14 protein-coding genes and 1 pseudogene are annotated in these 15,803 nt (G+C 68.5%); 5 read left to right on the forward strand and 10 right to left on the reverse strand.

Going from position 1 to position 15,803, the window contains the following annotated elements:
• Positions 1-193: 193 nt before the first annotated feature.
• Positions 194-334 (forward strand): annotated as a pseudogene (locus OG758_RS42440) (chitinase); the annotation flags it as partial.
• 154 nt (positions 335-488) lie between these two features.
• Here the strand turns inward: OG758_RS42440 and OG758_RS42445 are convergent.
• The 3 genes from OG758_RS42445 to OG758_RS42455 form a co-directional block, all read right to left on the reverse strand.
• The gene (locus tag OG758_RS42445) at positions 489-704 is read right to left on the reverse strand and encodes a hypothetical protein (protein ID WP_326714753.1); all 216 of its coding nucleotides are present in this window, start codon (positions 702-704) and stop codon (positions 489-491) included.
• A gap of 380 nt (positions 705-1,084) precedes the next feature.
• A complete protein-coding gene (locus OG758_RS42450; RefSeq protein ID WP_326714754.1) occupies positions 1,085-2,473 on the reverse strand; it encodes an ROK family protein in 1,389 nt (462 codons plus the stop codon).
• Between the two features lie 25 nt (positions 2,474-2,498).
• Positions 2,499-3,653 (reverse strand): ROK family transcriptional regulator, encoded by a 1,155-nt coding sequence (locus OG758_RS42455; protein WP_326714755.1) that lies wholly within the window; start codon positions 3,651-3,653, stop codon positions 2,499-2,501.
• A 176-nt stretch (positions 3,654-3,829) separates the two neighbouring features.
• Between OG758_RS42455 and OG758_RS42460 the strand changes: the two genes are divergently transcribed.
• Both OG758_RS42460 and OG758_RS42465 read left to right on the forward strand, forming a co-directional pair.
• The gene (locus OG758_RS42460; protein WP_326714756.1) at positions 3,830-7,018 is read left to right on the forward strand and encodes a beta-glucosidase; all 3,189 of its coding nucleotides are present in this window, start codon (positions 3,830-3,832) and stop codon (positions 7,016-7,018) included.
• A 2-nt stretch (positions 7,019-7,020) separates the two neighbouring features.
• The gene (locus tag OG758_RS42465) at positions 7,021-7,434 is read left to right on the forward strand and encodes a hypothetical protein (protein ID WP_326714757.1); all 414 of its coding nucleotides are present in this window, start codon (positions 7,021-7,023) and stop codon (positions 7,432-7,434) included.
• A 423-nt stretch (positions 7,435-7,857) separates the two neighbouring features.
• On the opposite strand, the gene OG758_RS42470 is transcribed toward OG758_RS42465, so the two are convergent.
• The 5 genes from OG758_RS42470 to OG758_RS42490 form a co-directional block, all read right to left on the reverse strand.
• Complete coding sequence (locus OG758_RS42470; protein WP_326714758.1) at positions 7,858-8,106, reverse strand: DUF6332 family protein; 249 nt, start codon at positions 8,104-8,106, stop codon at positions 7,858-7,860.
• A 176-nt stretch (positions 8,107-8,282) separates the two neighbouring features.
• Positions 8,283-9,362, reverse strand: a complete 1,080-nt coding sequence (locus OG758_RS42475; RefSeq protein ID WP_326714759.1) for a sensor histidine kinase — start codon at positions 9,360-9,362, stop codon at positions 8,283-8,285.
• On the reverse strand, positions 9,355-10,053 hold the full coding sequence (locus tag OG758_RS42480; protein WP_326714760.1) for a response regulator transcription factor: 699 nt from the start codon (positions 10,051-10,053) through the stop codon (positions 9,355-9,357). The genes OG758_RS42475 and OG758_RS42480 overlap by 8 nt, the downstream gene beginning before the upstream one ends.
• Before the next feature lie 95 nt (positions 10,054-10,148).
• A complete protein-coding gene (locus tag OG758_RS42485) occupies positions 10,149-10,853 on the reverse strand; it encodes a VanZ family protein (RefSeq protein WP_326714761.1) in 705 nt (234 codons plus the stop codon).
• Positions 10,854-11,103: 250 nt separating this feature from the next.
• Entirely contained in the window at positions 11,104-12,537 is a 1,434-nt protein-coding gene (locus OG758_RS42490) for an NAD-binding protein (protein ID WP_326714762.1), read from the reverse strand.
• A gap of 493 nt (positions 12,538-13,030) precedes the next feature.
• On the opposite strand from OG758_RS42490, the gene OG758_RS42495 reads away from it, so the two are divergent.
• Both OG758_RS42495 and OG758_RS42500 read left to right on the forward strand, forming a co-directional pair.
• Positions 13,031-14,485 (forward strand): ferredoxin reductase family protein, encoded by a 1,455-nt coding sequence (locus tag OG758_RS42495; protein ID WP_326714763.1) that lies wholly within the window; start codon positions 13,031-13,033, stop codon positions 14,483-14,485.
• Between the two features lie 31 nt (positions 14,486-14,516).
• Positions 14,517-14,690: a hypothetical protein gene (locus OG758_RS42500; RefSeq protein ID WP_266571716.1), complete on the forward strand. Its 174-nt coding sequence runs from the start codon at positions 14,517-14,519 to the stop codon at positions 14,688-14,690.
• 78 nt (positions 14,691-14,768) lie between these two features.
• Here the strand turns inward: OG758_RS42500 and OG758_RS42505 are convergent, their stop codons facing one another.
• Together OG758_RS42505 and OG758_RS42510 are read right to left on the reverse strand one after the other, a co-directional pair.
• Positions 14,769-15,485, reverse strand: a complete 717-nt coding sequence (locus OG758_RS42505) for a Clp protease N-terminal domain-containing protein (protein ID WP_326714764.1) — start codon at positions 15,483-15,485, stop codon at positions 14,769-14,771.
• The gene (locus OG758_RS42510; RefSeq protein WP_100594665.1) at positions 15,482-15,703 is read right to left on the reverse strand and encodes a helix-turn-helix domain-containing protein; all 222 of its coding nucleotides are present in this window, start codon (positions 15,701-15,703) and stop codon (positions 15,482-15,484) included. The genes OG758_RS42505 and OG758_RS42510 overlap by 4 nt, the downstream gene beginning before the upstream one ends.
• Positions 15,704-15,803 lie beyond the last annotated feature (100 nt).

A 15,803-nucleotide genomic window follows, 5' to 3' on the forward strand; every position in this document is an offset into this window, starting at 1 on the left:
ACTCCGACTCTGTCTTGGATGAGTTGGGGGGGCGAGAACGAGGAAACCGCGACGTTCGCCGTCAGCTTCGCCTCCGGTCTGGTCGGTAGGTTCTCCGTTTCCCGCGCCGCCTCATGCGATGGGAGACCGATCGACGATGTTCACTCTGATGCGGAGCAGAGTGCGGGCGGCCGCGCTCGCGCTCTCGGCCGCAACTGCCGACCTCGCCCGCCGCACCGTCAGCGAGGGGTACGGCGTCTATCTGACGTACAACCTCGACGGCGCTGATCGCAGTGCCGATGTTTCCGCATTCACCAGGGAGCTGTACGGCAGTGACGCCGTCTACACGCCGTAAGGCGACCGCACGCCCTGGCGCGTGGTGCCCCCTCGGGGCTTGCCGCATCGCGTAGGGCCGCGACCCGTGCAGCCGTGCTTCGACAACGATGTCGGGGGCACGGTGGCGCGTCATGGTCACGTCGATATCGCCCGCACCTTCCGGTCCATGCGGGTCAGGCCGACGGACGGATCGCGTCCGTGACGAGTTGGGCCACGACATCGGCCGACAGGCGTGTGAGCGTCACGCCCTGGAACGGCGGGTTCGTGCTCATCGGCCAGGACAGCACGGAAGCCTTCGCTTGCCGGCGGGGGGCGAGGTCTTCGTTGACGAGGCGCGGATCGGAGACCAAGCCGGGGGCAAGGCTTTGCGCGGCGTCGGTGACGGACATGGGGACCTTCCTGAGCGAGGGGATGGGCCTGTGCGTAGGACGGTCTGAGGAAGGAGATGGATTGAACGGTGGGATGGGCTTGAGCGAGCCGCGATCGGCGTACTGAATCAGGACGACCAATTTGGGTGTGGCTGGTGCCCGATCTACTCAGTCTGGAGGGCCTGATGCTGGGAGCCATCCCGCCGGGCGGTCGCCGCTCCGGCATCTCGTGCCCGCCGCCACGGCCACGGGAACGAGCGTGCACGCGCTCATTGCGTCGCGGTGACCTGGTCGGCTTCCGTCGGGTGTTCTCCACGGGACGAGGTGACCACATTCGCGCGGGCGCCAGCGATAGCGGCAGCGAGGGCGAGAATGGCCTCCATCTGGGTGGACCGGGGCGCTCACAGTCGGTTCTGGGTCGCCGTGCCACGCTGGCCAGGTGCGTCCAGCCTCAGGGCCACAGCTCCGTATGCTTGTGCGTCTGCGAGCCTGCCACGTACGAGCCGCAGGTCCTGGAGCTGAGTCGGTGGGCAGTGTTCGGCCAGACCGTCGGCGAGTGAGGTCGTGAACGGTATGTGTGCCGGTCCGAGTTCGGCATCAATGACGATCACATCAGGCGTCAGGACCGTGACCAGGCCGGCCAGGGCTCGGGCGGCCTTATGTCCGATGTCCTGGTAGAACTCCATGGCCATGGGGTCGCGAGCAGCGACCAGTTCGTTCGTTTCGACCGGGGTGAGCGGTCGTCCGTAGAGCGTGGCAAGGGCGCGATCCGTGTGCTTGCTCGTCAACAGGGTCGCAAGGCAACCTCGGCCGCCGCAGAGACATTTGCGCCCGTCGGCGCTGATCTGAACGTGCGCGATCTCGCCTGCGGTGCCGCCAGGACCGGTGAAGAGATGGCCGCCGATGACGATGCCACAGCCGAAGCCGTGACGCACACTCAGGTGCACGCTGGAGTGGTCGCCGGTGGCGGCACCGAAGACGGCCTCGCCCAGTCCGGCCAACTGGGCGTCGTTGACCAGGACGACCGGCTGACGGAGCGTTGCACTCAGGCGCGCATGAGCCTCCTCCACCGCGCGGAAGTACCCGGCCAGACGTTCGTCTCGAACGGCAGAGGCGGGGATCGCAGGGTGGCCGTCCTGGGACACGGGGAACGGTGCGGCGACTACTACCTGTCTGACCGGCGAGCAGTATTTGCTACCGGCCTTCTCGAGAAGTTCAAGGACTTCGGCGGCCCAGCGGTCGGGCTGAGTGGCCGATTTCGAGATCGGGACTGCCGAGTACGGGCCCGCCGGGCTTACTACCGTCAGAGCGGAAGTGGACTCCCCGAACCGGATCAGGCCGACGGGGTCGGCGAATGCGCGGAGTTGATAGGCGATGGCGGGGCGGCCGGGAGTTCTGACCGGGGAGCCGGCGACGACCGAGAGAGTTCCCCGGTCGACCAGGGTGTTAAGCACTGAGGTGACGACGGTCCGCGACAGACCGGTGTGCCGGGCGACCTCTGCACGGTTCAGGGTTGGGGCCGTGTCAAAGCAACTCAGGACGGCAGCTTCCAGGAGAGCGGCTGAGCTGCGCGGTCCGCGCGTCACGGTCATGATTGTTCCTCTTGCGCAGGTGACTGCATGCGTCTTCGCCGGGGGTGAGACGAGCAGAGTGGTCGGGCAGGCCCTCGTTCGTGGCGGTGGACGCCGACCGGGGCCCCTGTCTGAGGTGTCGGCGTCATGCGGGTGCGCTAACGTGCCCGGCGAAACGACCGTTGTTGTCGGGCAATGTCTGGCGGCGCAACGCTGCATGCCGCCTGGAGCTCGGTAACTCGTTTCACCTCTGGGCCAGTTCGCCGGCCAGTACCGCCGCGCCGACCAGTTCCGCGTTCTCCCCGAGCTGGGCGGGCAGGACTTTCAGGGACGCGGCGATCGCGGGCTGGGCGTCGCGCTTCACTGTCGCGTCGATACCTTCCAGAAGCGGGCCACCGGTTGCTCCCAGTTCGCCTCCGATGATGAGTGCGGCCGGGTTGAGAAGATTGCTCAGGACGGAGAGAACACCTCCGAGCATGCGGCCGGCGTCGTTGAGGATGCGCCGGGTCGTGGGGTCGTCGGGTTGCCCCTGGAGCGAGGCGTCGGACTGCTGGCTTGGATGAGTGTGGGCGACCTGGGCCATGATCGAGGAGACGGAGACGACAGCCTCCAGACAGCCTCGTCTGCCGCACCGGCACAGCTCCGTGTACCCGGACAGCGGCGTGTGACCGATCTCCCCGGCGAAACCGAGCGAACCTCTGTAGGGCTCGGAGTTCAGTACCATGCCCGCCCCGATGCCGTGGGAGACCTTCACATACAGGAAGTCTGCGTAACCCATGCCTGCGCCGCGCCGCAGTTCACCGTATGCACCCAGCACGGCGTCGTTCTCGACGTGGACCGGCAGTTCGAGTCGGCGTATCAGTTCCTGTCCGGGGTCGAGTCCGACCCAGCTGGAGAGAATCGTGGGTGAGCGCACCAGGCCGGATGCGGAGTCCAGCGGCCCGGGAATCCCTACCACCACGGTGGAACCGGCGTCGATTTCGTGGTCCTGGCGAAGATCCCTCAACATGTCCGCGGCGGCGTCCATGGCTTCAGCCGCGTACAGGTCGACATTCAGATCGGCGCGTCGCTGGGCGACCATTTGGCCGGAGCCGTCGACGACGGCGACCTTGACGTGTGTGTGTCCGAAGTCGATCGCCGTGGCGTTGCCGTGGCGGGGTACGCATCGCAGCACGCCGGCGGGGCGGCCGCTGCCGCTGCCCGGTCCCTTGACCTCCGGATCGTCCTCCGTCACGCGCCCCTCGGCGATGAGCCGCGAAACGGCATGGTTCACCGTGCTGCGAGACAGGCCCGTGGTCTCGACGAGGTGCGCGCGCGTGATGCTGCCGCCCTGGAGGGCGCGGAAGATCTCTTCGCGGGTCCTGTTGCGTGGTGAGGAGCGATCGGCGGTCACGTCCATGCGCTGATGATAGGCACCTCCCTGCATTTAGCCAATGACGGGCGAATTTGTTTTGCCGGGTTAACGCAAAACCCGGGAAACGTAGCTGTTTTCAGTTATTGACGGGCCAAAAGAGGCTCCATAGCCTCCTCTTGCGTCCGGCTCTCAGCCGGACTTGGACAGAGAGGACGCTGTCGATGACCTTCGCCCCGCGCTACCCCCGGAACAGACCCATGATCGTGGCCGCCGCAGCCTCGGTCGTGGCGTCGACCCTGATGTTCGGCGGACTGATCCCCGCCCAGGCCGCGACGACCGACCCGCAGCCCACCGCCCTTGAGCAGGCCAACGCGGCCCTGTCCCGCAAGGCGGCCGAGCAGGGCATGGTCCTGCTGGAGAACCACGGCCAGGCTCTCCCCGTCGCCTCTTCGGGCAACATTGCCCTGTACGGAGTCGGCGCCTACCGGACCGTCAAGGGCGGCACCGGCTCCGGCAACGTGAACAACCGGTACACGATCACCGCTCGCCAGGGGCTGGAGAACGCCGGCTACAGCGTGACCACCAGCGACGCCTACTGGTCCGCCATGACCAGCGCCTACGACACCAAGTACGGCACCCCCACCGGCGGCATCTTCGGCCCCACGATCGACTACGCCTCCGTGGAACAGCCGCTGACCACGGACACGGTGAAGCCGACCGCCAAGACCGGCACCGCCGTCTACGTCATCGCCCGCAACTCCGGCGAGGGATCGGACCGTTCCTCCGGCAAGGGCGACTACCTCCTCGGCGACACCGAACGGGCCAACCTCGAACTGCTGGGCCGCACCTACCAGCACGTGGTCGTGGTAATCAACTCCGGCGGCATCATCGACACCAGCTTCTACCAGCAGATCAACGCCGCGGAGAAGGACTCGTCCGGTGGGCAGGCCCTGGACTCGATGCTGCTGATGAGCCAGGCCGGCCAGGAGAGCGGCAACGCCCTCGTCGACGTCCTCAACGGCACCACCGCCCCCTCCGGGAAGCTCACCGACACCTGGGCATCCAGCTACTCCGACTATCCGGCCTCCGCAACCTTTGCGAACAATGACGGCAACTCCGCGACCGAGGAGTACAGCGAGGGCATCTACGTCGGATACCGCTACTTCGATTCCTTCTACCGCTCGATCAACGAGAACGACCCCGCTTCCGTCGTCAACTACCCCTTCGGCTACGGCGGTTCCTACACCGACTTCAGCATCCAGGCGCAGAAGGTGACCGCGAGCGCCAAGCAGGTATCGGTCACCGCCAAGGTCACCAACACCGGGCACCGTTACAGCGGCAAGGAGACCGTGCAGGTCTACGTCTCCGCCCCGCAGACCGGCGCGGACAAGGCCTACCAGCAGCTCGCCGGCTACGCGAAGACGGACGACCTTGCCCCCGGCGCCTCGCAGACCGTGACGGTCACCTTCAACACCTCCTCACTTGCCTCCTACAGCGAATCCCGAGCCGCATGGGTCCTCGACGCCGGTGACTACCTCGTCCGCGTCGGCAACTCGTCCCGCAACACTCACGTCGCCGCCAAGCTCAACCTCGCCAAGCCCGTCGTGACCGAACAGGACCACAACGAGCTGAACGACCAGAAGCCCGCGAGCGAACTCACCAGCAAGCCCGCGGACTTCTACACCTACGCCGACGAGAAGCAGGAGATCGCCCACGCCCGGCGCATCAACCTGGACCCCCGCTCGTTCCACACCGAGAACGACGCCTCCGACAGCGAGCAGAACGTCACCGTCGACTCGACCTCGCCCTACTACGCCCTCGACAGGGACAAGATCTCCTCCACCACCGTCTATCTCGACCACGACGAGAAGGACTGGGAGGGAACGGGCGCCCCCTACGCACCCAAGACCGGAGAGAAGGTCAAGCACGTCAGGGCCAGCTCCGGCAGCACCCTCTACGACGTGGCCAAGGGCAAGACCTCGATCGAGCAGTTCGTCGCCGGACTCACGGTGAAGCAGCTCGCCGACATCGTGGAAGGCTCCAGCGTCGGAGGCACCACCCCGTCAGCCGTCGGAGCCGCCGGATACACCACCGGAGCCCACGAGGACCTCGGCATCCCGAGCATGACACTGTCCGACGGACCCGCGGGACTGCGCCTCACCCAGCAGATAGCCACGACCCCGCCCACCTACCAGTACGGCACCGCCTGGCCCATCGGCACCCTCCTGGCCCAGACCTGGGACCGTGACCTGGTCGACAAGGTCGGCACCGCCGTCGGTAAGGAGATGAACGAATACGGGGTCTCCCTCTGGCTGGCACCCGGAATGAACATCCACCGCGACCCCCTGAACGGCCGCAACTTCGAGTACTACTCCGAAGACCCCCTGATCTCCGGACTCACCGCCGCGGCCACCACCGAGGGCGTCCAGAGCAACCCGGGCGTGGGGGTGACCATCAAGCACTTCGCCGCGAACAACCAGGAGACCGCCCGCAACTCCAGTAACGCCGTGGTCGGCGAGCGGGCTCTGCGCGAGATCGAACTCAAGGGCTTCGAGATCGCCGTCAAGGCCGCCCAGCCCATGTCCGTCATGAGCTCGTACAACAAGGTCAACGGCACCTACGCCTCCGGCAACTACGACCTGCTCACCGACGTGCTACGCGGCGAATGGGGCTTCAAGGGCACCGTCATGACCGACTGGGGCGGAGCGCACGGCGCCACCAACACCATGTACTCCGGCAACGACCTCATAGAGCCCGGCGGCAAGCCCTCCGACATCGTCAACGCCACCGTCAAGGCCGCACCGACCGTCGACGTCCACGGCCTGCCCGCCTACACCAAGACCGTCCGGAGCACCGGCTCCACCAGCTACACCTTCCAGCTCGGCGGACTCACCCTGGCAGCCGGCGGCAGCACCACCGTCTCCTCCACCGTCGACGGCACGACGGACCTGTCGAAGACCCCGCTGTCCGGTACCACGACGATCGATGCGATCAACAACCAGACCTACACGGCTCACCCGAAGTTCACCTCGGTCGACGACGCCTACCAGGCCGTGCAGGACCTGCTCGCCTCCTCCGCCCTGACCGCGACCCAGAAGGCAGCTGTCACGGTCTCGGACGTGCGGCACAGCACGGCAGGGGACTCGACCAGCCCCGTAACCTCCTACACCGTCACCCTGACCGGCAACTACCCTGCGGCCGGCGCCTACACGATGCGGCTGGGCGACCTGCAGCGCAGCGCGATCCGGATCCTCACCACGGCGTCCAAGACCGCTTCGTTCGAGCAACTGGCCCAGTCCCAGAAGGTACGAGGCATCTCGGTGGGCTCCTACACCGACCAGTTCAAGAACCTCGACCCGACGGTCACCTCCGTCAACGGCCGAGTCCAGCAGCCCCACCACAAGCGCTGACCATGCGGGCGGCGGCCGATCACACAGAGGCCGCCGCCCCCGCGCTTGCCGGCGGACTGTTCGTGGGCGGCTCGTCCGATACGTTCGAGCGGTGCGTGCCGGAGGAAACCGGGGAGGTCAGCTCAGCCGATCTCGAGGGTAGCTACCGAGGTTCGGGCGACGGCGACGGAGCCACGATCACCCTCAAGGCAACTTCTGGTCAGTTCGGCGGCACGTTGACGGTGCACCCGTGGCCGAGCAGCGATTTCCCGAGGTATGGCAAGGACAAGTCGTTCGACGGCTCGGGTACCTGGCAAGTCGACAAGACAGCCGAGATCGCCAAGTACGCGACGGTTCGAGTCTCCTTCGACGAGCCGGATGCGCTCACCAGTGCCGACCCGGACACATGCCCGGCGTTCCGCCTTGAAAGCGGCTGAGCCTGCTCAGCGAAACAGGCCCTATCCAAGGCGGTCGGCGCCGGGCGCTGAGCCAGTTGACGATCTCAGGGTCGTGGTGGTCGAAGCGTGTGCCCGGGCGACGTGATCAGCCGGATGCCCGGGTACACCTCGTGGGTGGCTTTCTCGACGAGGGAAAGCCGCCTTTACCGTTCGAGCTTCTTGATCGCCCCGAGTCCTGCGCCGCCGAGCGCGAGGCACGGAGGTTCGGCATAGAGACCCGTCCAGAAGTCGAATCACGGTAGGCCATGCTGAACGTCGCATTCGGTAACAGCGCCACGTTACCGATGTGGCCCCAGTGCACGGACCTGGAGCGATTCAACCGCGCCAAGGACGCCGAGATCCTGTCCCTGCGCCACCAGACCACCGTCATGATGCGGCCGCCGCCGTAGATTTGATGACTCGTCAGCGATGCGGCGATCCGAACCGCCACAGGACATGAACGACACGCAGCACTGCCAGAACGCCGCCCACGACAGTTCCCGTAGCCAGTAACAACTCTTCAATGGCGGGAGGGAGGTGCCAGACGGCGGCGGGGCCGGCGATGGTCGCGAAGACGACACCACCGAGGAAGCACGCGCTGAACAGTGCATAGCCGATCTCGACGGTGATCGCGTCCCGCTCGGCCTGGCTGCGCCGCGGTCTTGTCCCCATGAGGCAGCATCGCAGCCGATCCGCCATCCGGCCACGTACGTGCACGCCCGTAGAGGGACTCTGGTAGAACTTCGCCGTCCGGCCCGTGGGCGCGGGGCGGCCCGGGCGAGCCCGGTCAGGTCGGCTCCGGTGTCACGACGCTGTGCCCGACCGCCAACCATGCTCGGGGACCATGCCTACGGCGTGCCGGGAAGCCGGACCGTGACGAGGAGACCGCCGGCGGGGCGGGGGACGAGTTCGAGGGTCCCGTCGTGGGCGTGGACGATGCTGTGGACGATGGCCAGGCCGAGCCCGACGCCGGCATGCTCGTCGGTGCGTACGCGTTCCGTTCCGCGCTGGAAGGGTTCGGTGAGGGTCGGTACCAGTTCCGGTGGGAGCCGACGGCCCGTGTTCTCGACCCGCAGCACGCTCGTGTTGCCGTGCGTCTCGGTGCGGACCGTCACGGTGCCGCCGGCGGGGAGGTTGTGGACGATGGCGTTCTGGACGAGGTTCGTCACCATCCGCAGCAGGAGCTCCGCGGAGCCGCTGGTCCGGGCCGCCCCGCCGGTGGCGTCGAGCGTGATGTGGCGCTTTTCGGCGAGCGGGAGCAGTGTTTCGGTGGCTTCTTCGGCGATGAGGGAAAGGTCGACGCTCTCGCGGATGAAGTTTCCGCGGTCGCCACGGCTGAGCAGCAGGAGGGCCTCGGTGAGGTCGATCGCCCGCGTATTGACGGCGTGCAGGCGTTCGATGAGTTCGCCCCGGTCCCGCGTGGGGTCCTTGCGGGCGACGTCGAGGAGCGTCCGCGAGATCGCCAGCGGGGTGCGCAGTTCGTGGGAGGCGTTCGCGGCGAACCTCTGCTGCTCGGCGACGTGGGACTCGAGTTGTTGGAGCATCGAGTCGAACGCGTCGGAGAGTTCACGGAATTCGTCCTGGCGGCCCTCCATGTGGATCCGGTGGGACAGCGACCCGCTCCCGGCCATCCGTGCCGCATCCGTGATCTGTGTGAGCGGTGCGAGCATCCGGCCGGCGAGGATCCATCCCCCGACGAGGCCGAACATGAGCAGGAAGACCATCGCCACGGCCGCGGCGGGGGCGAAGGTGTGCACCAGGAGGTAGCGGTTGGGCGAGATCCCGAGAAGGCCCTTGGGGTTGTCAGGTACGTAGCGCAGCAGGAACACCCACACCACGGCCAGCAGGAGAGCGCCGGCGACGGCGAGGAATCCGGCGTAGCTGAGGGTGAGTTTCAGTCGGACGCTGAGCCCGGGGCGCCTATCCATGCGGCGTACTGCCGGGGGCGGTGGTGTCCGGACCGGTGTCGATCCGGTAGCCGACGCCGGGCACCGTGGCAATGACCCATGGTTCGCCGAGCCGTTTGCGCAGTGCCGAGAGGGTGATGCGCACGGCGTTGGTGAGGGGGTCGGCGTTCTCGTCCCACGCCCGTTCAAGGAGTTCTTCGGCGCTGACGACCCCGCCCTCGGCGGCGACGAGGACTTCAAGGACGGCGAACTGTTTGCGGGTGAGCGCCACATAGCGTCCGTCGCGGAAGACCTCCCGGCGGAAGGGGTCGAGCCGCAGGCCCGCGATCTCGTGGACCGGAGGCCGGGCGTACGCGCGTCTGCGGTCGAGCGCCCTCAGCCGCAGGACGAGCTCCCGCAGTTCGAACGGTTTGGTGAGGTAGTCGTCGGCGCCGAGCCCGAACCCGGAAGCCTTGTCGTCGATCCGGTCGGCGGCGGTGAGCATGAGGATCGGGATGCCGCTGCCGGAGGCGACGATGCGCCGGGCCACCTCGTCGCCGGAGGGGCCGGGGATGTCGCGGTCGAGGACCGCGAGGTCGTAGGAGTTGACGCTGAGGAGTTCCAGGGCGGAGTCGCCGTCGCCGGCGATGTCGGCGGCGATCGCCTCAAGGCGTAGACCGTCACGGACGGCTTCGGCCAGGTAGGGCTCGTCCTCCACGATCAGTACGCGCATGTGCGAAGCCTAAGCAGCAGAACATATCGCCGACGTATGCAAAGGCGTATGCAAGGCCGAGTGCAAAGAAGTGTGCACAGCGGACACACGACGGCTCAGCCCGTCGATGCCGGCGCGAGACGAGGCTGGTCCGACGGCGCTTGCGCCGCAGTGCGCCACCAGTGGTGTGACGCCAGCGCGGCCAGTACGGCGCCGGCGGCGTTGACCAGTACGTCGTCCACGGAGGACACCCGGTCAAGGCGCAGGACGTACTGTGCGGTTTCGACCAGGACCGAGCAGCCCGCCCCGAGCGCCAGGATCCGCGGCACGGACGCCAGCGCCGCGAACCGCATCGGGGCGAAGAACCCCAACGACGCGAAGACCAGCAGGTTGCCGACGATCCCGAGCGTCCCCATCGTGACCAGGTCCCGCAGCGGTACCAGGCTCACCCGGGCGGGGACGATGCCGGCCCCGGCGCCCGGCATCATGGTCAGCCACAGGAACGGCACCGTCCCGTGGACCATGCCCACCTCGGCCAACGACATCCGCCACGCCGATGGGACGCCGGCGGCACGCCGACGGAGCGCCAGAGCCCACACCACCAGCGCGGCCAATGGCAGCGCGACCAACGTCATGAGCACCACACCGTTGAACGTGTCGAAGCAGCCGTGCCACCGCCCGGCCATGCACCTGGGAGCGGACATCATGAGTGGCCCGCGCACAACGAACGCGCCGCTCGCCAAGGCGACGATCGCCAGGCCGAGGAGCACGATCCTGCGCGTGCGGCGCGGCGTTGCCGACACGGATGCGTTGTGGTTCATGCCTCCATTGGAGACGGAGGGCCGTTGCGGTGGCGTATGCGATTTTCGATACGCCCGCGATACACGGAATCCCCCTCATCAAGGAACTGGCGTAAGCCAGCAGTGAGATGGTCCCGCCGCTGGTGGTTGCGCCGACGCGTCGTCACGCTCGATCGGATGTTCCCTCCCTCTCCTCGGTCGCGTTCACGGCATGTCGCGTGGAGGGGACGGCCGCCAACTGGCCAGCACTGAGAGCACGGTGAGGCCGCCCTCAGCCCGTGGCCGCTGACGCCTCAACGCCTGACGCAGTACGGCCAGGTGCGGTCTCGTCCCCGGATTGCTCGGGGCGTGTGTCCCACGTGGCGAGGTCGACCACCTGGCCGTCCGGGAACAGGGCGCAGGTGCGGTCCTCGGCGACGAAGACGCTGGACGGCTCGGCGCCCAGTACGGACGCGGCGACGAACGCGCCGACGATGCGGGGGAAGTCGCAGACCGCGCCGATCCGGAACAGGGACTGCGAGTCCGTCGTGACCTCGTCGCTTCCGGCGCGCAGGATGATCCGCTGGTCGGGGGCGACGGCCCGGGCGGCGACCGCGACCGCCATGTTCGCCAGACTGTCCGAGCCGACCGCGGCAAGACCGCGGGCCCGCAGGACGGAGAGGCGTTCGAGGAGGAAGCGGTCGCCGCCCCGGCCGAGGACGACGGGGATGTTCAGGGAGCGGGCCAGGGGCAGGCAGGCCGCCTGGGGGTTGCGTTCCACGGCGACGACCTTGATGCCGAGGTCCTTCAGTCGCGCGGACAGCCGCAGGCCCACCTGGCCGAGGCCGACGACGATGACGTGGCCGCGGCGGGGGATGGAGCGGGCGCCCAGGATGCTCGTCATGCGGTGCCCGGTGAACCGGTCGACGACGCTCGCGGTGAAGATGGCCGCCAGTACCAGGACGGCCAGCATGGAGACGGCGGACAGGACCTTGTACCAGCCGGGTCCGTGCTCGGCCGCCGGCGAGGAGCCGATCGTGGTGAGGGCGCGGGCGGCGTTCCACACGGAGTCGGTCCAGTGCTCGTGCAGGACGAGGACGCCGAGTGCGATGTCCACGGAGAAGGCCACCGACAGAGCGGCCAGACTCGCGATGAGCGCCTTGGCCGAGGTCCCGAGGGAGCGCAGCCACGCACGGAAGGACGCCCGGGGGTGGTCGTGTGCGTGGGCCGCGAGAGCGCGTCCGTGCAGGTGCTCGACGGAAGTGGCCCCGTCTTCCCGCCGGACCGCGATGACGCCGCCGCCGTCGGGCTGGAGCATGGCGTAGCTCGGAGCGAGGCACTCGGCCAGGAGGCTCGGCACGATGGCATCGGTCATGCTCAGGACGGTGCAGTTGGGGACCGTACGGGAGACCTCGTCGGCGACCGTGCGGTCGAAGAGGGTCACGACCAACCGGATGCCCGGCTTCAGATGTTCGGCCAGCAAGGCATAGCGCAGGGCGACGATGTCGTCACGGGAGACGACGGCGACGGCATCGACGGACTGATCGAGGTGCTCGCGCAACGTGTCGTCGTCGGGCCGCGGCAGGCGGTGCACCGTGCCGTACCAGCGGCCGATGTGGGCGGCGGCGGAGCGCCCCAGCGCCTCGTCGTCCTCGATGATCACAATGCGCTGACCCGGCGCGGGTATGTGGGGAGGTGCCTCGTCCTGAAATGTCTGCGGGTTCAAACCGTCGGCCTTTCTGCACGGGTGGGGGCTGCTCTGAGCCACGTGTTGATCAGTGCGCCCGGCATGCCTGGTCGAGGCTCGGTGCGGGGGCTTCGGCGCGGGCCGGTCTGGCCGGCACATCTGTCTCGTGAGCCGTGTCCGATAGGTGAGGCACGGTCGGGAGGAGCCGAAGACGTGTTCTTTGTACCAGGGGGACGGTGGTTCGTATCTCGCTCCACAGGGGCGTCGGTTCCCCGGCCTGTCCGACATTGTGTACAAGAAGTCGAAGTCCTTTGTGCGGTACGCGAGTCACTGTTGTCCGGGACAGTGACCTCCTGGCGAAGAAGTCGCAAACGTGGAGCGGCGTTTCCGGCGCGGTCGTGCGGCCCTCCGTCCGGGTTGGGGGCGGCCGTGGCTTAACCACTCGTGAGGCGATCCTCAAGCTGGCCTTAAGGATCAGCGCGAAGGCTCTGACCTGGCCTTCTTCGCCCCTCCCCACCCCTACTGTGGCTGCGTGACGACCGAGGCCGCCAGCGCATCCGAACTCTCCAGGTACCCCGCATTGAACGCGTACCTGCGCCACGTCGAGGGCCCAGGCGCGGAACTCGCGCCCATACCCCCGCGGCCCACCCGCCGGCCCTGCATCGGCCGCCCCGCCGCGCCCCTTCGCATCTCGCCCCGCGCGCTGCGCGCCGGCATCGTCGCGGGCGGCACCGGCGTCAGCGCCCTCTGGGCCGTGCAGGCCGAACCGTCGGCGCGCCTCGACGCGCTCTTCGCGACCGGCGCACACCTCACCGGACTGCTCGCCGGCTACGGCATCCTCGTCATGCTCTTCCTCATGGCGCGCATCCCCGCGGTCGAGCACGGAGTCGGCGCCGACCGCCTCGCCCGCCGTCACGCCACCGGGGGCCGCCACGTCCTGGAGCTGTGCGCGGCCCATCTGGTCCTCGCGGTGTGCGGATACGCCACCCACGCCGGCACCGACCTCGTCTCCACCGTCGTGGACCTCCTCGGCTACCCGGCCATCGCGGCCGCGTCCGCCGGTACGGGCCTGCTCGTCGCCGTCGGCGTGAGCAGCGCTCGTGCGGTGCGCCGCCGCGTCACCCACGAGACGTGGCGGGCCCTGCATCTGCTCACGTACCTGGGCGCCGCGCTGGGCTTCGTCCATCAACTCGCGGGCCCGGACGTGGCAAGCGACGTGGTCACGCGGTGGCTTTGGGCCCTCCTGCACGCGACAGTCGCCGTGCTGCTCGTCTGGTACCGGCTGGTCGTGCCCATCCATCAGGCGCTACGGCACAGCCTGCGCGTGGTCGCCGTCCACGGCGAAGGGCCCGGCGTCTTCTCCGTCGTCATGCAGGGAATCGGGCTCGACGGACTGCGTGCCGAGCCCGGCCAGTTCTTCCGCTGGCGATTCCTCCGGGGCGGGCTCTGGCACACGTCGCTCCCGTTCTCCCTCTCGGCGCCGGTGCGCGGAGACGAACTGCGTATCACCGTCAAGGCACTTGGCCGGCACACGCGCCGCGTCCGCAGGATCGCGCCGGGCACGCGCGTCCTGGCCACCGGCCCGTTCGGCGCGCTCACCGCGCACCGGCGCACCCGGCGCAAGGTGCTGCTCCTGGCGGGCGGCGTCGGCATCACACCCCTGCGGGCCTTGTTCGAGACGCTGCCGGGAGCGCCGGGCGACCTCACTCTCCTCTACCGCGCGAGCACGGCCGAACATCTCGTCCTGAGCGGGGAGTTGGAGGCGATCGCCCGCGGCAGGCAGGCGGCCCTGCACTATCTGCTCGGCCCGTCGGACGCCTCGTTCGACCCGCTCGCACCGCAGGCCCTGCGCAATCTCGTACCCGAACTCGCCGAGCACGACGTGTACGTGTGCGGGCCGCCCGGCATGACGGCCGCGGCCACGACGGCGCTGGTACGGGCCGGGGTACCCGAGGACCACATCCACACAGAGTGCTTCACGTTCTGACCTGGCCCGGACCGAAACAGAGAGATCCACCATGGGACGCCACCGCAAGCCCGCAGGCCCCACGCCCCTCCCCACCCTCACGGCCCGCCGCCGTCTTGCGGCGGGGCTCGCGGGGGCCAGCGCGCTCGTCGCGACGTTCCTCGTCCTCACCGTCGACCCGACGGCCCCGCCCGCCCCCGACCGGACCACGGCGACGGCGCCGTAGGGTCTTTCGTTTGGATCATGCTGGGCTCGCCTGATCCAAACGAAAGACCCTAGCCACATGGCCGCGGGAAGGACGGGATCAGCTCGCCTGCCGGTACCGGTCGGTGATCGCGGTGCGCAACGCCGGGGCCGAGGCGCCGAGCGCCGACAGTACTGAAGGCACGAGGCCGCTGGTCATGGTGATGAGGCTGAGGCTGAGGTGCTCGACGCCGATGTAACTGTCGTGCCGGGCCTGTGCCTCGCGGACGGTATTCGCAAGGCTCTCTTTGGCGCGAGGGGAGAACCGGATGTGCCCGCCGGAGCGAGCGCCGGCGGCTTGGTACAAGCCGGCGGGGGCGGCGGCCGCTGCCGTGAGGACGGGGCGTCGGGCGGCGCGCCGCCGGCGCCAGTGGCGGGCGAGAGCCGTGGGCACTGCGCGACGCGGGCCGCGCCTCGACGGGCGGCGCCCACCGTGGACGGCGCTGTCGGCGCGTGCGAGGGCTTCCGGTCCGAAGGACTCCTCGATCCTGGCGCGCACCGCGTCGATATCGATCCCCACGGACGCCAGCGCGTCCCGGTTGAGGGTGCCGAACAGGCGGGACCCGGCCCCGAGTCCGACGAGACGCACGATCTCCTCCTCCACTGCCTCCGGCGTGACGCCGTGTTCACGCAGTACGGCGCTTGCGGGCTGGTCCAGGGAGACGAGGGCGAGCAGGAGGTGCTCGGGGCCGATGTGGTTGTGGCCGAGCCGGCGGGCGTGTTCCTGGGTGTGGACCACCACGGTGCGGGCGTCCGGGCTGAAGCGTTCGAACATCATCGACTCCCTATCAGGCGGCCGTACTTGCGGTGCACGGTCTGTTTGGTGACGCCGAGCCGTTCCGCGATGTCCTGCCAGGACCAGCCCAGCTTGCGGGCGTTCTCCACCTGGAGGATCTCCAGTCGTTCGGTGAGTTCTCGTAGGGCGGCCACTGCGCGGAGTCCGGTGTCCGGGTCGCTGCTGGCGGCGCCCTCGGCGATTTCGAGTGTGCTCTCCATGGCCGTCAGCATATGCTGACGCTCGACGAGTGTCAACATATGCTGACGCGAGCCCGGGGCGCGCGAATCGATCGGCGCACCAGATCAGGCCGGACCTCCC

Origin of the sequence: Streptomyces sp. NBC_01474 (genome assembly GCF_035918215.1) — a bacterium.
GTDB classification, from domain to species: domain Bacteria; phylum Actinomycetota; class Actinomycetes; order Streptomycetales; family Streptomycetaceae; genus Streptomyces; species Streptomyces aureus.

Bases quoted from the DNA above. Each gene is read 5' to 3' on its own strand.
- OG758_RS42500 (WP_266571716.1), top strand. From the start codon at position 14,517: ATGGGACGCCACCGCAAGCCCGCAGGCCCCACGCCCCTCCCCACCCTC.
- OG758_RS42455 (WP_326714755.1), bottom strand. From the start codon at position 3,653: ATGGACGTGACCGCCGATCGCTCCTCACCACGCAACAGGACCCGCGAA.
- OG758_RS42470 (WP_326714758.1), bottom strand. From the start codon at position 8,106: ATGGGGACAAGACCGCGGCGCAGCCAGGCCGAGCGGGACGCGATCACC.
- OG758_RS42450 (WP_326714754.1), bottom strand. From the start codon at position 2,473: ATGCAGCGTTGCGCCGCCAGACATTGCCCGACAACAACGGTCGTTTCG.
- OG758_RS42485 (WP_326714761.1), bottom strand. From the start codon at position 10,853: ATGAACCACAACGCATCCGTGTCGGCAACGCCGCGCCGCACGCGCAGG.
- OG758_RS42460 (WP_326714756.1), top strand. From the start codon at position 3,830: ATGACCTTCGCCCCGCGCTACCCCCGGAACAGACCCATGATCGTGGCC.
- OG758_RS42465 (WP_326714757.1), top strand. From the start codon at position 7,021: ATGCGGGCGGCGGCCGATCACACAGAGGCCGCCGCCCCCGCGCTTGCC.
- OG758_RS42510 (WP_100594665.1), bottom strand. From the start codon at position 15,703: ATGGAGAGCACACTCGAAATCGCCGAGGGCGCCGCCAGCAGCGACCCG.
- OG758_RS42445 (WP_326714753.1), bottom strand. From the start codon at position 704: ATGTCCGTCACCGACGCCGCGCAAAGCCTTGCCCCCGGCTTGGTCTCC.
- OG758_RS42480 (WP_326714760.1), bottom strand. From the start codon at position 10,053: ATGCGCGTACTGATCGTGGAGGACGAGCCCTACCTGGCCGAAGCCGTC.
- OG758_RS42505 (WP_326714764.1), bottom strand. From the start codon at position 15,485: ATGATGTTCGAACGCTTCAGCCCGGACGCCCGCACCGTGGTGGTCCAC.
- OG758_RS42475 (WP_326714759.1), bottom strand. From the start codon at position 9,362: ATGGATAGGCGCCCCGGGCTCAGCGTCCGACTGAAACTCACCCTCAGC.